Below are 14,993 nucleotides of genomic sequence, written 5' to 3' on the forward strand. Positions count from 1 at the left end.
TGCCACCCGCACGCCTCGACCGCCCCCGCATGCGCCCGCACCGGGCCGGGCATGTTGGGCACACGGCGCCGGTCCTGTGGGGAACACAGCGCGGCGGGCGCGGCGCCCGGTGCTGGGCGCTCGGCGGAGGTGAAGGTGTGATGGCGGGATTCCGGAGTCTGGCCCATCAGGTGCGCGACGCACGCAACGACAGGGCCCTGCGGCGCCATTCGCTGCGCCGCTGCCTGGAGCGGTTCGCCCCGTACGGGCACCGCGCGACCTGGTGGCACCTGTGCGACCGGCACGGGATCGGCCCCGAGGACCGGGCGGCGGACCCCTCGCGGCTGGTGGCCGCGCTGGAGGAACTGGAGGAGGCGCGGGCCGTCTGGCTGGAGTACGAGCGGCAGTTCGCGGCGCGCCGCAGGCGCGAGAAGCACGACGGGCTGCGGCGGCCCGAGTGGGCGTGGAGCGGCAGCGGGGACGCGGTGGTGCGGTGCGCCGATCCGGGTGTGCGGCCGCAGGGGGCGCTGGGCGAGGTGCTCAGACGGCTGGTGGAGGCGCTGGAGTCGGAGCCGGGAACGGGGTGTCCGGTCTGCGGGGCGCGGGAGTTGCACTGGCCGGTGCTGTCGGCGGCGGCCCGGGGCTCGGCCGTCGGGTGGGCGTGGGACGGGCCGGTGTGCGCGGGCTGCGGCATCGTGGTGCCCAGACCGGCGCTCGCGGACACGGCCCTGCAGGGGGCCGATCTGGCGGGGGCGGCGTGAGCGGGGCGGGGGCTGGAGCGGGGGCGGGGGCTGGAGCGGGGCCGGGAGCTGGGCCGGGAGCTGGAGCGGGGCCGACCCTGGTGGTGTCGTTGAACGGATCCCGGAGCGCCGCCGACGGCCCGGCCGTCCCGATGAGCCCCGGGGACCTGGTGGACGCCGCACTGGCGGCGGTGGCCGCCGGTGCCCGGGAGCTGCTGGTCCATCCGCGCACCCCGTGCGGGCGCGAGAGCCTCTCGCCCCGGGTGGTCGGCCCGCTGCTGGAGGCCCTGCGCGACGCGGGCCTCGGCGGCGGGGGCCTCCGGGGCGAGGGCCTCGGCAGCGGGGACCTCCGGGGCGCGGGCTTCGGCGGCCCGGGCAGGATCCGGGGCGGCCGCGGGCCCGGCGGCGGGGTGGCGGTCTCCGTGGCCCTGAGCCCGGGGGCCGAGCCGGATCACGCGGGGCGGCTGGCGCGGGTGCGGAGCTGGACGGTACTGCCCGACCGGGCGGTGGTGCGGTTCGCGGAGCCGGGTGCGCGGGAGCTGGCGGAGGCGCTCTTGGAGCTCGGGCCGGCGGTGGACGCGGAGGTCGCGGTGGGCGGGGCGGGCACCGGGATCGCGGCGGGCCGGGCCGACACGGTGGGCGGGGTGACCGGCTCGCTCGAGCGGTTCCTGGCATGGCCGGTACGGGATCCCGCGCGGGTCCGGCTGGTCGCGGAGCTGGCCTCCGCCGACCCGGGGCCGGTCGCCGAGCTGCTGCGCCGGCTGCCGCCGGTGCCGGTGCTGCTGTTCGGGCGGGAGGCGGCGGCCTGGCCGGCGCTGCGGCTGGCCGCGCGGTACGGCGCCGGGGCGCGGATCGGCGCAGGAGACGTGCTGCACCTGCCGGACGGACGGGCGGCCCGGTCGAACGCCGAGCTGGTCGCGGCGGCGGCCCGCGCGCGCGAGGTCACAACAGCCGGGAGCCGGTGATGCGTTCACCGAAGACATCGTCCGGGTTGGAAAGCGCGCAGTTCTCCAGGGAGAGGCATCCACAGCCGATGCAGTCGGTCAAATGGTCGCGCAGGCGGCCGAGTTGGGCGATGCGCTGATCCAGCTCGGCCTGCCAGCTCCCGGAGAGCCTGGCCCAGTCCTCACGGTTGGGGGTACGGCCTTCGGGGAGTTGGGCGAGGGCGTCGCGGATGCTGGCGAGGGGAATGCCGACGCGCTGGGCGGCCCGTACGAACGCCACGCGGCGCAGCGTGTCACGGGTGTAGCGGCGCTGGTTGCCGGAGGTGCGGCGGCTGCTGATCAGCCCCTTGGTCTCGTAGAAGTGCAATGCGGAGACGGCCGCGCCGCTGCGGGCGGACAGCTGGCCGACGGTGAGCTCATGGACCTTCTCGGGGATCTGCGGCACACCGCCGAGGGTAATCGGCCGGGCCGGGGATCCGGGGCCGGGTACGTCGTTGACAGATCCACGACGGCCCCAGCATGCTGAGCAAGCGCTTATTCGCCAGGGAGAGGTACGGGTATGTCCGAGCCGAGGATCTTCACGTCCGCCGAGGAGCTCACCGCCGGGGTCGGCGCACCGCTCGGCCCGAGCGACTGGCTGGAGGTGGACCAGAAGCGGATCGACCTCTTCGCCGACGCCACCGGGGACCACCAGTGGATCCACGTGGACCCCGAGCGGGCGGCGTCCGGCCCCTTCGGCTCCACGATCGCGCACGGATACCTCACGCTGTCGCTGCTGCCGAGCCTGGTGCCGCAGATCATGCGGGTCGAGGGCATGAAGATGGGCATCAACTACGGGGTGAACAAGGTGCGTTTCCCGGCGCCGGTGCCGGTCGGGTCGCGGCTGCGCGCGACCGCGCTGATCACCGAGGTCGTGGAGGCGGGCGGCGGCGTCCAGGTGTCGGCCACGGTGACCGTCGAGCGCGAGGGCGGCGAGAAGCCGGTGTGCGTGGCGGAGTCGGTGTCCCGCTACTACTTCTGAGCCGCCGCCTCTGATCCGCTACCGCCGAGCCGCCGCCGCCGAGCCGCTCCTTGCGGCCCGTTACTCGCGACCCGCGCCCACCATGCGGAGCACCAAGCCGGCGTAGAGCGCACCGACCTCTTCGGGCGTGCGGCGGCCGTCCGCGCTGAACCAGCGGGCCACGTCGATGCAGAGCGACAGCACGGCGAGGGTGGTGCCGGGGACGTCCGGGACGAAGAACTCCCCGGCCTCGACGCCGTCGGCGAGGATGCGGCGGATGGCCGCGTCGCTCTGCCGGCGCAGCGCAACGATTTCGGAGCGGTGCTCCGGAGCGAGGGCATCGAGCTCGTACTGGACCACGCGCGCGGTGGTGTGATGCGCCGCGTGCCATCCCACGAAGGACCGTACGGCCGCGTCGAGCCGCTCGGCGGCGCTGCCCGGTCCGCAGGCCGCGGTGTCCAGGATGTGCAGGGCCTTGTCGTGGCCGATGCGGCTGATCCGGTGGAGCAGCTCTTCCTTGGTCTTGTAGTGGATGTAGAGCGCGGCCGGGCTCATGCCGGCCCGCCCCGCGATGTCCCGCGTGGTCGTGGCGTGGTAGCCGCGCTCCGCGAAGGCCTCCACGGCGGCGACGAGCAGCCGCCGCGCGGCGTCGGGAGTGACCTCCGACCACGGCCGGTAGCCGCCGATCTCCTCCGCGCTGTCCATCGCTCGCTCACCCTCTTCGGCCTGTAGGAATGAACAGCCTACCGGAGGGTGGTGAGCAAGCGCTTAGCGATCCTGGGCGGTGGGCTGCTTCGGGGTGGCGAAGGGGTCGTAGCCCGTCATGATCTTCTCCATTCGGGCCTGGTCGACCCGGGTCACGATCTGGGTGACCTCCTGGCGGTCGCGGATCACCTTGGCGAGGGTGAAGGCCGAGGTGGTGAGGTAGAGGACCGCGATGCCGAGGAAGGCGCGGACCCAGCCGTTCGCCTCCAGGTTGTAGATCCCCAGGGCCACCGCGCCGATGGCGATGCCGAAGGAGGCGACGGCCTGGCCGTAGTAGGCCCCCGTGTTCTGCTGCTTGACCGGTGTCTCGTTCATGGGTCCAGCTTCGGACGTGCCGCGCGACGGCACATCCGCGCGCGTACTCACGTACGTACTCAGAAAGCCGAAACCCCCGTACGGGCACGGCCGATGAGGAGTTTCTGGATCTGGCTGGTGCCCTCGTACAGGGTCATCACGCGGGCGTCGCGCAGCAGCTTGCCGGCCGGGTACTCGTCGATGTAGCCGTAACCGCCGTGCACCTGGAGGGCGTTGCTCGCGGCGCGGACCGCCGCCTCGGAGGCGAAGAGCTTGGCGGTGGAGGACTCGGTGGCGAAGGGCAGTCCGCGGTCGATCAGGTCCGCGACCCGCCAGGTCAGCAGCCGGGCCGCGTCCACGTCGACGGAGATGTCGGCTATCAGCTCCTGGACGAGCTGGTGGTGGGCGATCGGCTTGCCGAACTGCTCGCGCTGGGCGGCGTAGGAGACGGCCGCGTCCAAGGCGGCCTGGGCGATGCCGACACAGCCCGCGGCGACGGACATCCGCCCCTTCGCGAGGGCCGACATGGCGACGGAGAAGCCCTTCCCCTCGGGGCCGAGCATCGCGGAGGCGGGCACGCGCACGCCGTCGAGGGAGAGTTCGGCGGTGGCCTGGCCGCGCAGGCCCAGCTTGCCGTGGATCTCGCGGCGGGTCAGGCCCGGGGCTTCGGTGGGCACGAGGAACGCGGAGATGCCTCGGTGGCCCGGGTCCTCGTTCGTGCGGGCGAAGAGCAGGACCACATCGGCCCAGGTGCCGTTGGTGATGAACATCTTGCTGCCGCTGATCACGTACGCGTCGCCCTCCCGCCGGGCGCGGGTGGTCAGGGCCGCGGCGTCGGAGCCGGTGCCGGGCTCGGTGAGCCCGAAGCAGCCGAGGGCTTCGCCGGAGCACAGGCGGGGCAGCCAGGCGCGCTTCTGCTCCTCGCTCCCCCAGGCGGCGACGGTCTTGGCTACCAGGCCCAGGGAGACGGAGACGATGCCGCGCACGGCGGAGTCCCCGCGGCCGAGTTCCTCGGTGACCAGGACGTAGGAGAGGTGGTCCCCGCCGGAGCCGCCGTACTCCTCGGGGACGGTCAGGCCGAGGAAGCCGACGGAGCCGAGCTTCTTCACGACGGCCCGGTCCACGCTCTCGGCGCGGTCCCACGCGGCGGCGTACGGGACGATCTCGCGCTCGGTGAACGCGCGGGCGAGATCACGGACGGCGGACTGCTCCTCGCTGAGCTCCAGATTCACCGGGCACCTCCGGGCGGGACGGGTTCGGACGGGTTAATTAGCACCGCTAGTTTAAATGCGGCAGGCCTTACTATGTGGCGCATGGCCAGACCGCGCAAGCCCCTCCTCAGCAGATCCCGCATCGTCGAGGCCGCGGGGTCCCTGGTGGACGGCGAGGGACTGGAGGCCGTCTCGACGCGGCGGCTGGCGGCGGCGCTGGGGGTCAGCGGTCCTTCGCTGTACAACCACTTCCGCACGAAGGACGAGATCCTGGACGCGGTCGCGGACGCGGTGAGCGCGCGGGTCGACCTGTCGATGTTCGAGGCGGGGGACGGCCGGGAGTGGCAGGTCGCTCTGCGCGACTGGGCGCACTCCTACCGGGCCGCACTGTCCGACCATCCGAACATCGTGCCGGTGCTGGCGCGCGGACCGGGCCGCAGGCCGGCCGGCCTGCGGGTGGCCGACGCCGTCTACGGGGCGATGACCGCGGCCGGCTGGCCGCCGGCGCACGCGACCCGGATCGGGGCGCTGATGCGGTACTTCATCCTCGGCTCGGCCGTGGGTTCCTTCGCCCGGGGTTTCGTGGACGACGAGACGGCATACGACCCGTCGGACTACCCGCACCTGGGCCAGGCCCACCTGCTGGCGGAGCGCCAGCGCGAGGTGGACGAGGGCGCCTTCGAGACGGGCCTGGCCGCGCTCCTGGACGGCTTGGCCCTCCAGTACGCGGCGCTGCGGGAGACGGCCTGAGACCGCCTGAGGCCGGCTGCCCCGGCGAGCCTCGGGCCGACCGGGCCTGACCGGCCTGGCACGGCCTGACGGGAGACCCGCAGGGGCGGGTCTCCCGGGCCGGCCGGCTGACTGGCTGGCTGACTGGCTGGCTGGCCTGTTGGCCTGTTGGCCTGTTGGCCGGCTGCTAGAAGACCACCAGGGAGCGGCCGCCCTTGCCCGCCAGCATCGCGTCGAAGGCCGCCGGGATGCCGTCGAGGGTGATCCGGTCGGTGACCAGGGACCCGAGGTCGAGCCGGCCCGCGCGGACGTGGTCGGCGATCACCGGGAGGTCGCGGGCGGGGTCGCTGTTGCCGTAGACGCAGCCGGTGAGGGTGCGGGCGAAGTGGAAGATCTCCAGGGCGTGGAAGGTGACCTGCTGCTCCTTGCCACCGATGCCGACGACCGTCGTACGGCCGCCGCGCCGGGTGGATCCCCAGGCGCCGCGGATGCTCTGCGCCCGGCCGACGCACTCGACGGCCACGTCCACGCCGTGGCCGCCGGTGAGGGCGCGGATGTCCTTGGCGGTGGTCTCCGAGGCGAGCAGGAACTCCGTGGCCCCGGCCGCCCTGGCCAGTTCCTCCTTGTCCGGGGAGACGTCCACGGCCACGATCGGGCCGTCCGTCGCGATACGGGCCGCCTGGAGGGCGACCAGACCCACACCGCCGACCCCGAAGACGGCCACCGATTCGCCGGGGCGGACCTGGGCGCTGTGGTGGACGGCTCCGTAGCCGGTGAGGACCGCGCAGCCGAGCAGTGCCGCCTCGGTGAGCGGGATCCCGGCGGGAGCGGGCAGCACGCAGTTGGCCGCGACGACCGTCTCCTCCGCGAAGGCGGCCACGTTCAGCCCGGGGTGCAGATCGACACCCCGGGCGTCGCGGGCGTACACCGCCCCGGTCCCGGCGAGCGCGTTGGCGCAGAGCCAGACCTCGCCGATCGAGCAGTAGTGGCACTGCCCGCAGGACGGGGCCCAGTTGAGCACCACCCCGTCGCCGGGCGCAACATGGGTGACCCCTTCGCCGACGGCGAGGACCGTGCCCGCGCCCTCGTGTCCGAGGACGGCGGGCACGGGGACCTGCATGGTGCCGTTGGTGAGGGAGAGGTCGGAGTGGCAGACCCCGGCTGCGGTGAGCCGCACCCGGACCTGGCCGGGGCCGGGATCGGGCAGCACGATCTCCCGTATCTCCAGGGGGGCTCCGACGGCGGGCAGGATGGCGGCGCGAACCATGATCGTCGTCTCCGTGTGTGCGGGGTCGTGTTGGGCTAGAGCTACGGGCTACGGGCTACGGGCTACGGGCTACGGAACTAGAACTGCAGGGACTTGGTCTGGAGGTACTCGGCCAGGCCGTGCGGGCCCAGCTCGCGGCCCACGCCCGACTTCTTGTACCCGCCGAAGGGTGCGAGCGGGTTGAAGCGGCCACCGTTGATGTCCACCTGGCCGGTGTCCATCCGGCGGGCGAAGGCCACGGCCGTTTCCGCGTCCGCCGCCCAGACGGCCCCGCCCAGCCCGTAGTCGGTGCCGTTCGCGATGGCCAGGGCCTCGTCCTGGTCCTCGTAGGGCAGGATCGACAGCACCGGGCCGAAGATCTCCTCCTGGGCGATGGTCATCTCGGGCGTGACGTCGGCGAACACGGTCGGGGCGATGAAGTACCCCTGCTCGTGCGGCGCCTCGGGCCCGCCCGCGACGAGGCGCGCGCCCTCCTCCACACCCTTGGTGATGAAGCCGCGGACGCGGTCGCGCTGCTTGGCGCTCACGACCGGGCCGAGCCGGGTGCTCGGGTCGAGGGGGTCGCCGGAGGCGTACTTGGCCGCGGCGGCGGCCGCGAGGGACACCGCCTCCTCGTACTCGTCGCGGTGGACGAGCATGCGGGTGAGCGCGTTGCAGCTCTGGCCGGCGTTGTTCATGACGTGGCCCACGCCCGCCGCGACGGCCTTGGCGAGGTCGGCTCCGGGCAGGATGACATTGGCCGATTTGCCGCCCAGTTCCAGGGCGACCCGCTTGACGGCGGCGCCGGCGGTGGCGCCGATCTGCTTGCCGACGGCGGTGGAACCGGTGAAGGAGACGAGGTCGACTCCCTCGTGCGCGGCCACGGCCTGGCCGGCGACCAGTCCGGTGCCGGTCACCAGGTTGAAGACCCCGGCCGGGATACCCGCCTCGTGCACGGCTTCGGCAAAGAGCTGTGCGGTCAGCGGGGTGTCCTCTGCGGGCTTGAGGACGATGGTGCAGCCTGCGGCGAGAGCGGGTGCCACCTTGGCAACGATCTGGTGCAGCGGGTAGTTCCAGGGGGTGATCGCCCCGACGACGCCGACCGGCTCCAGCAGCACGGTCGAGTTCCCGATCCGCTCCTCGAAGGCGTACGAGGCCCCGAGCTCGGCGAAGGAGGAGGCCACCGCGATCGGCGCCCCGACGTGGACCATTTCCGAGAACCCGAGCGGCGAGCCCAGCTCGGCGGTGATGACCTGCGCTATCTCCCCCTTGCGGGCGACCAGCACGTCGCGCAGGGCGCCGATGAGGGCGGCCCGCTCGGCCGGAGCCGTGGCCGCCCAGGCCGGGAAGGCCGCGCGTGCCGCGCGTACGGCCGCGTCCACGTCCTCGGCCGTACCGGCCGGGACCGAGGCGATGAGCTGCTCGTCGGCCGGGTTGAGGACCTCGATGCGGTCTTGCCCGAGGGCAGCCCGCCACTCGCCGCCGATGTACATCCCGTCGTGGGCCTTCATGGCAATCCTCCCGAGCACGCGCGAACGCGTGGACCTGTGGACCTGTGGACCTGAACCGTGTGACGCGTGACGTGCGATCGGGCCGAGTCGACCCGACCCGACTCGGATCCTACGTCGCCAACACCCTACAAACTAGCGCCGGTAGTTTTGTGTCGCCAGGGGCGGCCGGGGTCAGATGATGCCGAAAAGCATCCCTGCCGCCAGGACCACCAGGGAGGTCAGGGCCGCCCATTTCACGGTGAAACGGGTGTGGTCGCCGAACTCGACCTTGGCCATGCCCACGAGGACGTAGACGGCCGGAACGAGCGGGCTCGACATGTGCAGCGCCTGCCCGACCAGGGAGGCGCGGGCGATTTCGAGCGGGGAGACCCCGTGGGCGGCGCCGGCCTCGGCGAGGACCGGCAGGACGCCGAAGTAGAAGCCGTCGTTGGACATGAAGTAGGTGAGGGGCAGGCTGAGCAGTCCGGTGACCAGGGCCATGTGCGGGCCCATGCCCTCCGGGATGGCGCCGACGAGCCAGTCGGCCATGTGCTTGACCATGCCGGTGCCGGTGAGGACTCCGGTGAAGACGGCGGCGGCGAAGACCATTCCGGCGACGTTCAGGACGTTCTCGGCGTGGGCGGCGATCCGGGCCTTCTGGTCCGGCATGTGGGGGAAGTTGACGGTGAGGGCGAGGGCGGCCCCGAGGAGGAAGAGCACCGGGATCGGGAGCAGCTCCATGATCATGGCGGTGAGCAGGGCGACGGTGAGGCCCGCGTTGAACCAGTAGAGGCGGGGACGCAGCGTCGAACGGTGCGGGTCGAGGCCCTGGAAGCCGTCTTCGGCGGGGGCGGCACCCTCGGAGGCCCCGGACGCGGCGGACGGGGCGGACGGGGCGGACGGGGCGGAGCCTGCGGAGGACGTACGGGGGCTCCCGCCCCCGGCGGCGGCCGGGCCCTTGCCGGCCGCGACGAGGAGTTCCTCGGCCGGCTCCGCCGACCGCTCGGTGTCGCCGGGGAGGGTCAGCAGGCCGAGGCGGCGGCGTTCCTTGAGGCCGAGGACGTAGGCCAGGGCGAAGACGAAGAGCAGGCCCACGGCGAGCGCGGGGATCATCGGTACGAAGATGTCGGCGGCGTCGAGCTTGAGCGCGGTGGCGGCACGGGCCGTGGGGCCGCCCCAGGGCAGGGTGTTCATGACGCCGTTGGCGGTGGCCGCCACCCCCGTCATCACCACCAGGCTCATGCCGAGCCGCTTGTAGAGCGGGTACATCGCCGAAACGGTGATCATGAAGGTGGTCGAGCCGTCGCCGTCGAGCGAGACGATGGCGGCGAGGACGGCGGTGCCGACCACGACGCGCATCGGGTCGGCCCTGCAGAAGCGCAGGATGCCGCGCACGATCGGATCGAAGAGGCCGACGTCGATCATCACGCCGAAGTAGACGATGGCGAACATCAGCATGGCGGCGGTCGGCGCGAGCTTGCCGACTCCGTCGATGACGTAGTCGCCGAGCTGCGCGCCCTGTCCGGCGAACACGCAGAAGAGCGCGGGGATGAGGACGAGCGCCGCGATGGGCGACATTTTCTTCAGCATGATCAGGACCAGGAAGGTCGCGATCATGGCGAAGCCGAGGAAGGTCAGCATGGGGGGAACCTAGGCGCCTCCTCCTGGGGCCAACAAGACGTCTACGCGTGAGCAATACGAGCAAAACCCCAGCTCAGGGGATGGGTGCCAGCGTGACGGGGAAGCCGTTGAGCACGGCCGTACCGGAGAGCGGGTCGAGTCGGCTGCCGTCGAGGAGCTGGTTGACGTTGGCTCCGGGCACGGCCGAGGCCACGGAGAGGCGGGTGCCGGGGCGGTCGTGGCCCCAGCCGTGGGGAAGGCTGACTACTCCGGCGCGGAGGGTGTCGGTGACCTCGACGGGAACCTCCAGGCTGCCGCCGTCGGCGGTGATCCGGGCCGGATGCCCGTCGGTGAGGCCGAGCCGGGCCGCGTCGTCCGGGTGGACCTGAAGGGTGCAGCGGTTGGAACCTCCGGCGAGGGCCGGAACGTTGTGCAACCAGCTGTTGTTGGACCGCAGGTGGCGGCGGCCCACGAGCACCAGGGCGGCGGGGCGGTCGGCGAGCGCCCGGCGCAGCCTGGGGAGTTCGGCCGCGATCGGGTCCGGCAGGAGCTCGACCCTGCCGCTGCGCGTCCTCAGCAGGCCCGGGAGCCGGGACCGCAGCGGGCCCAGGTCGATTCCGTGCGGGTGCGCGCGCAGCCGCTCCAGCCCGAGGCCGCCGGGGGCGGGCGCGGCATGGGAGAGCGCGGCAGGGTCGGGCGCGGGGGCGGCAGGGGCGGAGCCCGGGCCCGCCGCGCCGTCGGGTGTGCCCGCGCGGCTGCCCGTAGCGGTGCTTCCGGGCAGGGACGGGGCCGCGCCGAACCGGTCTCCGTAGGGGCCGAGCCGGAGCATCAGGTCGAGGCGGCGCTCGGGGCCGCTGCCGCCCGCGAGCAGCCCGGCGAGACGCACCGGATCCTCTCCGCGCAGGGGGGAGTCCGGGTCGGCGCACTCCCTGGCGAGGGTGGCCCCGATGGCCAGGTCGTCCACGGCGGCCGGGTCTGTTCCGTGCATGCCCGAGACGGCGAGTACGAGACGGGCGTGGATCTCGCACTCGTCCATCCGCCCGTCTTCGAGCGGGACGGCGGGCGGTGAATAGCGGACCTGGTTGCGGATGGCGAAGGTGTTGAAGGAGAAGTCGAAGTGGGCGCTCTGCGAGGACGGCGCGGGAGGCAGGACGACGTGGGCGTGGCGGGAGGTCTCGTTGAGGTAGGGATCGATGCTGACCATGAAGTCGAGCCCGGCCAGGGCCGCGTCGAGGCGCCGGCCGTCGGGGGCGGACAGCACGGGGTTCGCGGCGATGGAGATCAGGGCCCGGATCCGCCCCTCCCCCGGGGTCTCGATCTCCTCCGCCAGCGCGGCCATGGGCAGTTCGGCCTTGGCCTCGGGGTGGCCGCTGACCCGGCTGTGCCAGCGCCCGAGACTGAAGCCCTTGCCGGGTCCGGCCGGCCGGGGTGCGCGGTCGGTCGCGGACAACGGGAACAGGGCTCCACCCGGCCGGTCGAGGTTGCCGGTGAGGATGTTCAGCACGTCGACCAGCCAGCTGGCGAGCGTGCCGTACTCGACGGTGCAGCTGCCGATCCGCCCGTAGACGGCGGCGGTCGGCGCGGCCGCGAGATCGCGGGCGAGGGCACGGATCTCTTCGGCCGTGAGGTCGCAGGCGGGGGCGACGGCCTCAGGAGTGAAACCACCGAGCGCTTCGGCGAGTTCCCCGATTCCCTGCATGTGTTCCGCGAGCGGGCCCGGATCGGTCAGTTCCTCGGCGAGCAGCGTGTGGGCCAGGGCGGCGAGCAACAGCGCGTCGCTGCCGGGGCGCGGGGCGAGGTGGCGGTCGGCGAGCTTGGCGGTGCGGGTGCGGCGCGGGTCGACGACGACGAGGGTGCCGCCCCGTGCGCGCAGGGCCTTGAGCCGGCCGGGGAAGTCGGGCGCGGTGCACAGGGAGCCGTTGGACTCGACCGGGTTCGCCCCCAGAAGCAGGAGGAAGTCCGTGCGGTCGAGGTCAGGGACGGGGATGGCGAAGGGATCCCCGAAGAGCAGCCCGCTGGAGACGTGTTTGGGCATCTGGTCGAGGGTGCTGGCCGTGAAGAGGTTGCGGGTGCCGAGGGCCTTGAGGAGCAGGGGAGGGTAGAGCTGGCCGGCCATGGTGTGGACGTTCGGGTTGCCGAGGACGACACCGACGGACTGGGGCCCGTACGCGCCCACGAGGGCGGGGACCGCATCGGCGATGGCCTGGTAGGCCTCCTCCCACGTGGCCTCGTGGAGTCGGCCGTCGCGTCGCACGAGGGGGGTCCGCAGCCGGTCGGGGTCGGCGTCGAGACCACCGAAGGCGGCGCCCTTGGGGCAGATGAAGCCGCGGCTGAACACGTCGTCGCGGTCTCCCCGGGCCCCGGTGACGGTGGTGCCTTCGATGGTGAGCGTGAGGCCGCAAGTGGCCTCGCAGAGGGGGCAGATGCGCAGGGCGGTGCGGGGCATGGGCCCTCCAGGGGCAGCAGGCTGCGACACGGGGCACGGGCGCCGGACCCGTGCGGGCGGCACCGAGCATACCGACCGGTAGGCACGGTGGGGAGGGTCCGGCACCACCGGGAATCCGGGGGCGGGCCGGGGCGGAGATCCCGGGCGGGCAGCCGCCGTCCCCGAAGTTCGGTGCACGCGCCGCGACCGCCCGCGCCGCCAAGCCGCCGCACCGCCACGCCTCCACGCCTCCACGCCTCCACGCCTCCACCATCGCCGCCACCACCCCGAATCCCGACCGTTCCCCCTGGTCAGGCGACGCCCGTTGGTCCTTCTGCTGATGCGATCCGGCGCCCTTGGTCCGGACAGCACATTGCCGCGGTGGCTCTTGACGGATTTGACTGCGAGGTCAGGGCGGCGGGCTTCCCCCGCTCACGGCGAAAGACGACCCGCACGGCTTCCGGTTCGAAGCTGGTACAAGAGGAACCGAATGACATCCATGCTCGACGGCTGTACGCCCTGGCCCGAGGAATTCGTCGACTACTACTGGGCGTCCGGCCACTGGCGGGGCACCACGCTCGACAACCTGCTGCGCGGCTGGGCCGTGCAGTACGGACCGCGGACCGCGCTCGCCCACGGCGACACCCACATCACGTACGCGGCCCTGAACCGCCGCGTGAGCCGGATGGCCGCCGGGTTCCGGCTGCGCGGCCTGCGGCCCGGACAGCGGGTCGTCGTCCAGCTTCCCGACGTCCCCGAGCTCGTCGTCGCCACGTTCGCGCTGATGCGCGCCGGAGCGGTCCCCGTGCTCTGCCCCGTCTCGCACCGCGAGCCCGAGGTGTCCCACGTCGTCCAGGTCTCCGAGGCCACCGGCTACATCGGCCCCCCGGCCTACCGCGGCTTCGACCACACGGCCATGGCCGCCCGCATCGCGGCCCGAGGCCCCTTCCTGCGCCGGGTGTTCACCTTCGAGCCGCCGGGCACCTCGTCCCCGTACGGCGGTTTCACGACGGACACGTCGGGCTGCCACTACTTCCCGCTGACCTCCCTCGACTCCCCGCCCGAGCCGGCGCTCACACCGAACGCGGGACAGGTGGCGCTCTTCCTGCTCTCCGGCGGCGCCGACGAGCCGCCCAGGCTGGTTCCGCGCACCCACAACGACTACGCCTACCAGGCGCGGGCCGCCGCCGAGCTGGTGTCGCTCACCCAGGACGACGTGTACCTCGCCGCGCTGCCCGCCGACCTCAACCTCGCCTTCGGCGGCCCCGGCGTCATCGGCACCCTCACCGTCGGCGGCACCGTCGTCCTGGTCGAGGACCCGGAACCCGCCGCGTACCTGGCGGCCATCGAACGCGAGCAGGTCACCGTCGCCTCGTTGACGCCGGCCGCCGCCCGCCTCTGGAGCGACGCGCGTCCCGAGGTCGGGGCCGACGTGAGCAGCCTGCGTCTCGTACAGATCGGCGGCGGCACCCCGACCCTGGACCGCGCGACCGCCGAACGGCTGGGCTCCGCATGGGGCTGCCGTCTCCAGCAGGTCTTCGGTACGGACGAGGGGCTGCTCAGCCTCACCCGGACCGACGATCCGGACGAGACGGTGTTCACGACGCAGGGCCGTCCGCTCTCCCCCGACGATCAGATCCGCGTCGTCGGCGCCGACGGCAAGGAGGTTCCCGACGGGGAGCAGGGCGAACTCCTGGCCCGGGGCCCCTACACGGCGCGCGGTTACTACCGCTCGCCCGGCCTCAACGCGCGGTCCTTCACCCCCGACGGCTACCTGCGCACCGGCGCCCTCGCGCGGCGCACGCCGGACGGCAACCTGGTGGTGACGGGCCGCCTCGAACGCCTCGCGTGACGAGACGGCGGCCTCCCCGGGTGCGGGAGGCCGTCGCCCCCGCGGGTCAGTCCAGGACGCGTGCGAGGTAGGCCTGCATCATCGCGCGGGTTTCGGCGACGATGTCGGGGTCTCCGGCCGGGTCATTGCGGAAGGCGAGCTGGATCAGGGCGTCGGTGGCCTCGACCGCTACCAGGACGGCCCGCTCCAGGGTGGCGTCCGGGGTGAGGGCGAGGTGGGCGCCGAGCAGCTCGGTGAGGCGGACGGCGACCAGGTGGTTGGGGTCGGAGGCGGGCCCCTCGGACGGTGGCGCGGGCACCCCGAAGTCGACGAGGGCGAAGCCGGGCACGCTGCGCTTCATGACCAGGTACTCGTCCAGCACCGCGTCGACGACGGGACGCCAGTCGGTGTCCGGGAGGTCCGCGAGCCGCTGCTCGATGCCGTCGGCGTAACGGTCGAGGTTGCGGTGGGCCAGGGCGATGGCCATGGCCCGCTTGTTGCCGAAGAACCGGTAGACCGAACCGATCGGCACGCCGGCCCGCAGCGCCACGGCCCGGGTGCTGAGGTTCTCGTACCCGGTCTCGTCAAGGAGCTCCGCGCAGGCGTCGAGGATCCGGGCGAGGCGGTCGGCGCTGCGCTGCTGGATCGGTGTCCGGCGCAGGGGGTGGGCTGGGGGCACGGGGTCCATCATGCCGCTCCCGGGTTCACGGGTGGGCGGC

At 73.2% G+C, this 14,993-nt stretch carries 14 protein-coding genes; 5 read left to right on the forward strand and 9 right to left on the reverse strand.

Features of this window, described 5'->3' with window-relative positions; all coding sequences use genetic code 11:
* The first annotated feature begins 140 nt into the window (after positions 1 to 140).
* Together ACFYM0_RS22705 and ACFYM0_RS22710 are read left to right on the forward strand one after the other, a co-directional pair.
* On the forward strand, positions 141 to 740 hold the full coding sequence (locus ACFYM0_RS22705; RefSeq protein WP_388504074.1) for a hypothetical protein: 600 nt from the start codon (positions 141 to 143) through the stop codon (positions 738 to 740).
* Positions 741 to 823: 83 nt separating this feature from the next.
* Positions 824 to 1,684 (forward strand): 3-keto-5-aminohexanoate cleavage protein, encoded by an 861-nt coding sequence (locus ACFYM0_RS22710; RefSeq protein WP_388504263.1) that lies wholly within the window; start codon positions 824 to 826, stop codon positions 1,682 to 1,684.
* On the opposite strand, the gene soxR is transcribed toward ACFYM0_RS22710, so the two are convergent.
* Positions 1,662 to 2,108, reverse strand: a complete 447-nt coding sequence (gene soxR / locus ACFYM0_RS22715; protein WP_388504076.1) for a redox-sensitive transcriptional activator SoxR — start codon at positions 2,106 to 2,108, stop codon at positions 1,662 to 1,664. The two genes, ACFYM0_RS22710 and soxR, sit on opposite strands and share 23 nt — an antisense overlap.
* Before the next feature lie 114 nt (positions 2,109 to 2,222).
* On the opposite strand from soxR, the gene ACFYM0_RS22720 reads away from it, so the two are divergent.
* Complete coding sequence (locus tag ACFYM0_RS22720) at positions 2,223 to 2,684, forward strand: MaoC family dehydratase (protein ID WP_388504078.1); 462 nt, start codon at positions 2,223 to 2,225, stop codon at positions 2,682 to 2,684.
* A 60-nt stretch (positions 2,685 to 2,744) separates the two neighbouring features.
* Here ACFYM0_RS22720 and ACFYM0_RS22725 read toward each other — a convergent pair whose 3' ends face one another.
* The 3 genes from ACFYM0_RS22725 to ACFYM0_RS22735 form a co-directional block, all read right to left on the reverse strand.
* On the reverse strand, positions 2,745 to 3,368 hold the full coding sequence (locus tag ACFYM0_RS22725) for a TetR/AcrR family transcriptional regulator (protein ID WP_388504080.1): 624 nt from the start codon (positions 3,366 to 3,368) through the stop codon (positions 2,745 to 2,747).
* Between the two features lie 63 nt (positions 3,369 to 3,431).
* Entirely contained in the window at positions 3,432 to 3,743 is a 312-nt protein-coding gene (locus ACFYM0_RS22730; RefSeq protein WP_327251952.1) for a YiaA/YiaB family inner membrane protein, read from the reverse strand.
* Positions 3,744 to 3,802: 59 nt separating this feature from the next.
* Complete coding sequence (locus ACFYM0_RS22735) at positions 3,803 to 4,954, reverse strand: acyl-CoA dehydrogenase family protein (RefSeq protein WP_388504083.1); 1,152 nt, start codon at positions 4,952 to 4,954, stop codon at positions 3,803 to 3,805.
* 81 nt (positions 4,955 to 5,035) lie between these two features.
* Between ACFYM0_RS22735 and ACFYM0_RS22740 the strand changes: the two genes are divergently transcribed.
* Entirely contained in the window at positions 5,036 to 5,683 is a 648-nt protein-coding gene (locus ACFYM0_RS22740) for a TetR/AcrR family transcriptional regulator (RefSeq protein WP_388504086.1), read from the forward strand.
* Between the two features lie 166 nt (positions 5,684 to 5,849).
* Here ACFYM0_RS22740 and ACFYM0_RS22745 read toward each other — a convergent pair whose 3' ends face one another.
* From ACFYM0_RS22745 to ACFYM0_RS22760, 4 genes are all read right to left on the reverse strand, one after another.
* Positions 5,850 to 6,929: an alcohol dehydrogenase catalytic domain-containing protein gene (locus ACFYM0_RS22745; RefSeq protein ID WP_388504089.1), complete on the reverse strand. Its 1,080-nt coding sequence runs from the start codon at positions 6,927 to 6,929 to the stop codon at positions 5,850 to 5,852.
* Between the two features lie 77 nt (positions 6,930 to 7,006).
* Positions 7,007 to 8,419, reverse strand: coding sequence for an aldehyde dehydrogenase family protein (locus tag ACFYM0_RS22750; RefSeq protein WP_388504091.1), 1,413 nt, complete (start codon positions 8,417 to 8,419; stop codon positions 7,007 to 7,009).
* A gap of 171 nt (positions 8,420 to 8,590) precedes the next feature.
* Entirely contained in the window at positions 8,591 to 10,039 is a 1,449-nt protein-coding gene (locus ACFYM0_RS22755; RefSeq protein ID WP_388504094.1) for a CitMHS family transporter, read from the reverse strand.
* 73 nt (positions 10,040 to 10,112) lie between these two features.
* Positions 10,113 to 12,464, reverse strand: coding sequence for a molybdopterin oxidoreductase family protein (locus ACFYM0_RS22760; protein WP_388504096.1), 2,352 nt, complete (start codon positions 12,462 to 12,464; stop codon positions 10,113 to 10,115).
* A 469-nt stretch (positions 12,465 to 12,933) separates the two neighbouring features.
* Between ACFYM0_RS22760 and ACFYM0_RS22765 the strand changes: the two genes are divergently transcribed.
* Positions 12,934 to 14,295, forward strand: a complete 1,362-nt coding sequence (locus ACFYM0_RS22765; protein WP_388504098.1) for an AMP-binding protein — start codon at positions 12,934 to 12,936, stop codon at positions 14,293 to 14,295.
* A 46-nt stretch (positions 14,296 to 14,341) separates the two neighbouring features.
* Here the strand turns inward: ACFYM0_RS22765 and ACFYM0_RS22770 are convergent, their stop codons facing one another.
* On the reverse strand, positions 14,342 to 14,962 hold the full coding sequence (locus ACFYM0_RS22770) for a TetR family transcriptional regulator (protein ID WP_388504266.1): 621 nt from the start codon (positions 14,960 to 14,962) through the stop codon (positions 14,342 to 14,344).
* Between the last annotated feature and the right edge of the window lie 31 nt (positions 14,963 to 14,993).

The sequence above is a fragment of the Streptomyces sp. NPDC006487 genome (assembly GCF_042870555.1).
Lineage (GTDB): Bacteria > Actinomycetota > Actinomycetes > Streptomycetales > Streptomycetaceae > Streptomyces.

Coding starts and splice junctions, on each gene's coding strand:
- ACFYM0_RS22765 (WP_388504098.1), top strand. CDS start 12,934: ATGACATCCATGCTCGACGGCTGTACGCCCTGGCCCGAGGAATTCGTC.
- ACFYM0_RS22770 (WP_388504266.1), bottom strand. CDS start 14,962: ATGGACCCCGTGCCCCCAGCCCACCCCCTGCGCCGGACACCGATCCAG.
- ACFYM0_RS22705 (WP_388504074.1), top strand. CDS start 141: ATGGCGGGATTCCGGAGTCTGGCCCATCAGGTGCGCGACGCACGCAAC.
- ACFYM0_RS22720 (WP_388504078.1), top strand. CDS start 2,223: ATGTCCGAGCCGAGGATCTTCACGTCCGCCGAGGAGCTCACCGCCGGG.
- ACFYM0_RS22755 (WP_388504094.1), bottom strand. CDS start 10,039: ATGCTGACCTTCCTCGGCTTCGCCATGATCGCGACCTTCCTGGTCCTG.
- ACFYM0_RS22725 (WP_388504080.1), bottom strand. CDS start 3,368: ATGGACAGCGCGGAGGAGATCGGCGGCTACCGGCCGTGGTCGGAGGTC.
- ACFYM0_RS22745 (WP_388504089.1), bottom strand. CDS start 6,929: ATGGTTCGCGCCGCCATCCTGCCCGCCGTCGGAGCCCCCCTGGAGATA.
- ACFYM0_RS22730 (WP_327251952.1), bottom strand. CDS start 3,743: ATGAACGAGACACCGGTCAAGCAGCAGAACACGGGGGCCTACTACGGC.
- ACFYM0_RS22750 (WP_388504091.1), bottom strand. CDS start 8,419: ATGAAGGCCCACGACGGGATGTACATCGGCGGCGAGTGGCGGGCTGCC.
- ACFYM0_RS22740 (WP_388504086.1), top strand. CDS start 5,036: ATGGCCAGACCGCGCAAGCCCCTCCTCAGCAGATCCCGCATCGTCGAG.
- ACFYM0_RS22760 (WP_388504096.1), bottom strand. CDS start 12,464: ATGCCCCGCACCGCCCTGCGCATCTGCCCCCTCTGCGAGGCCACTTGC.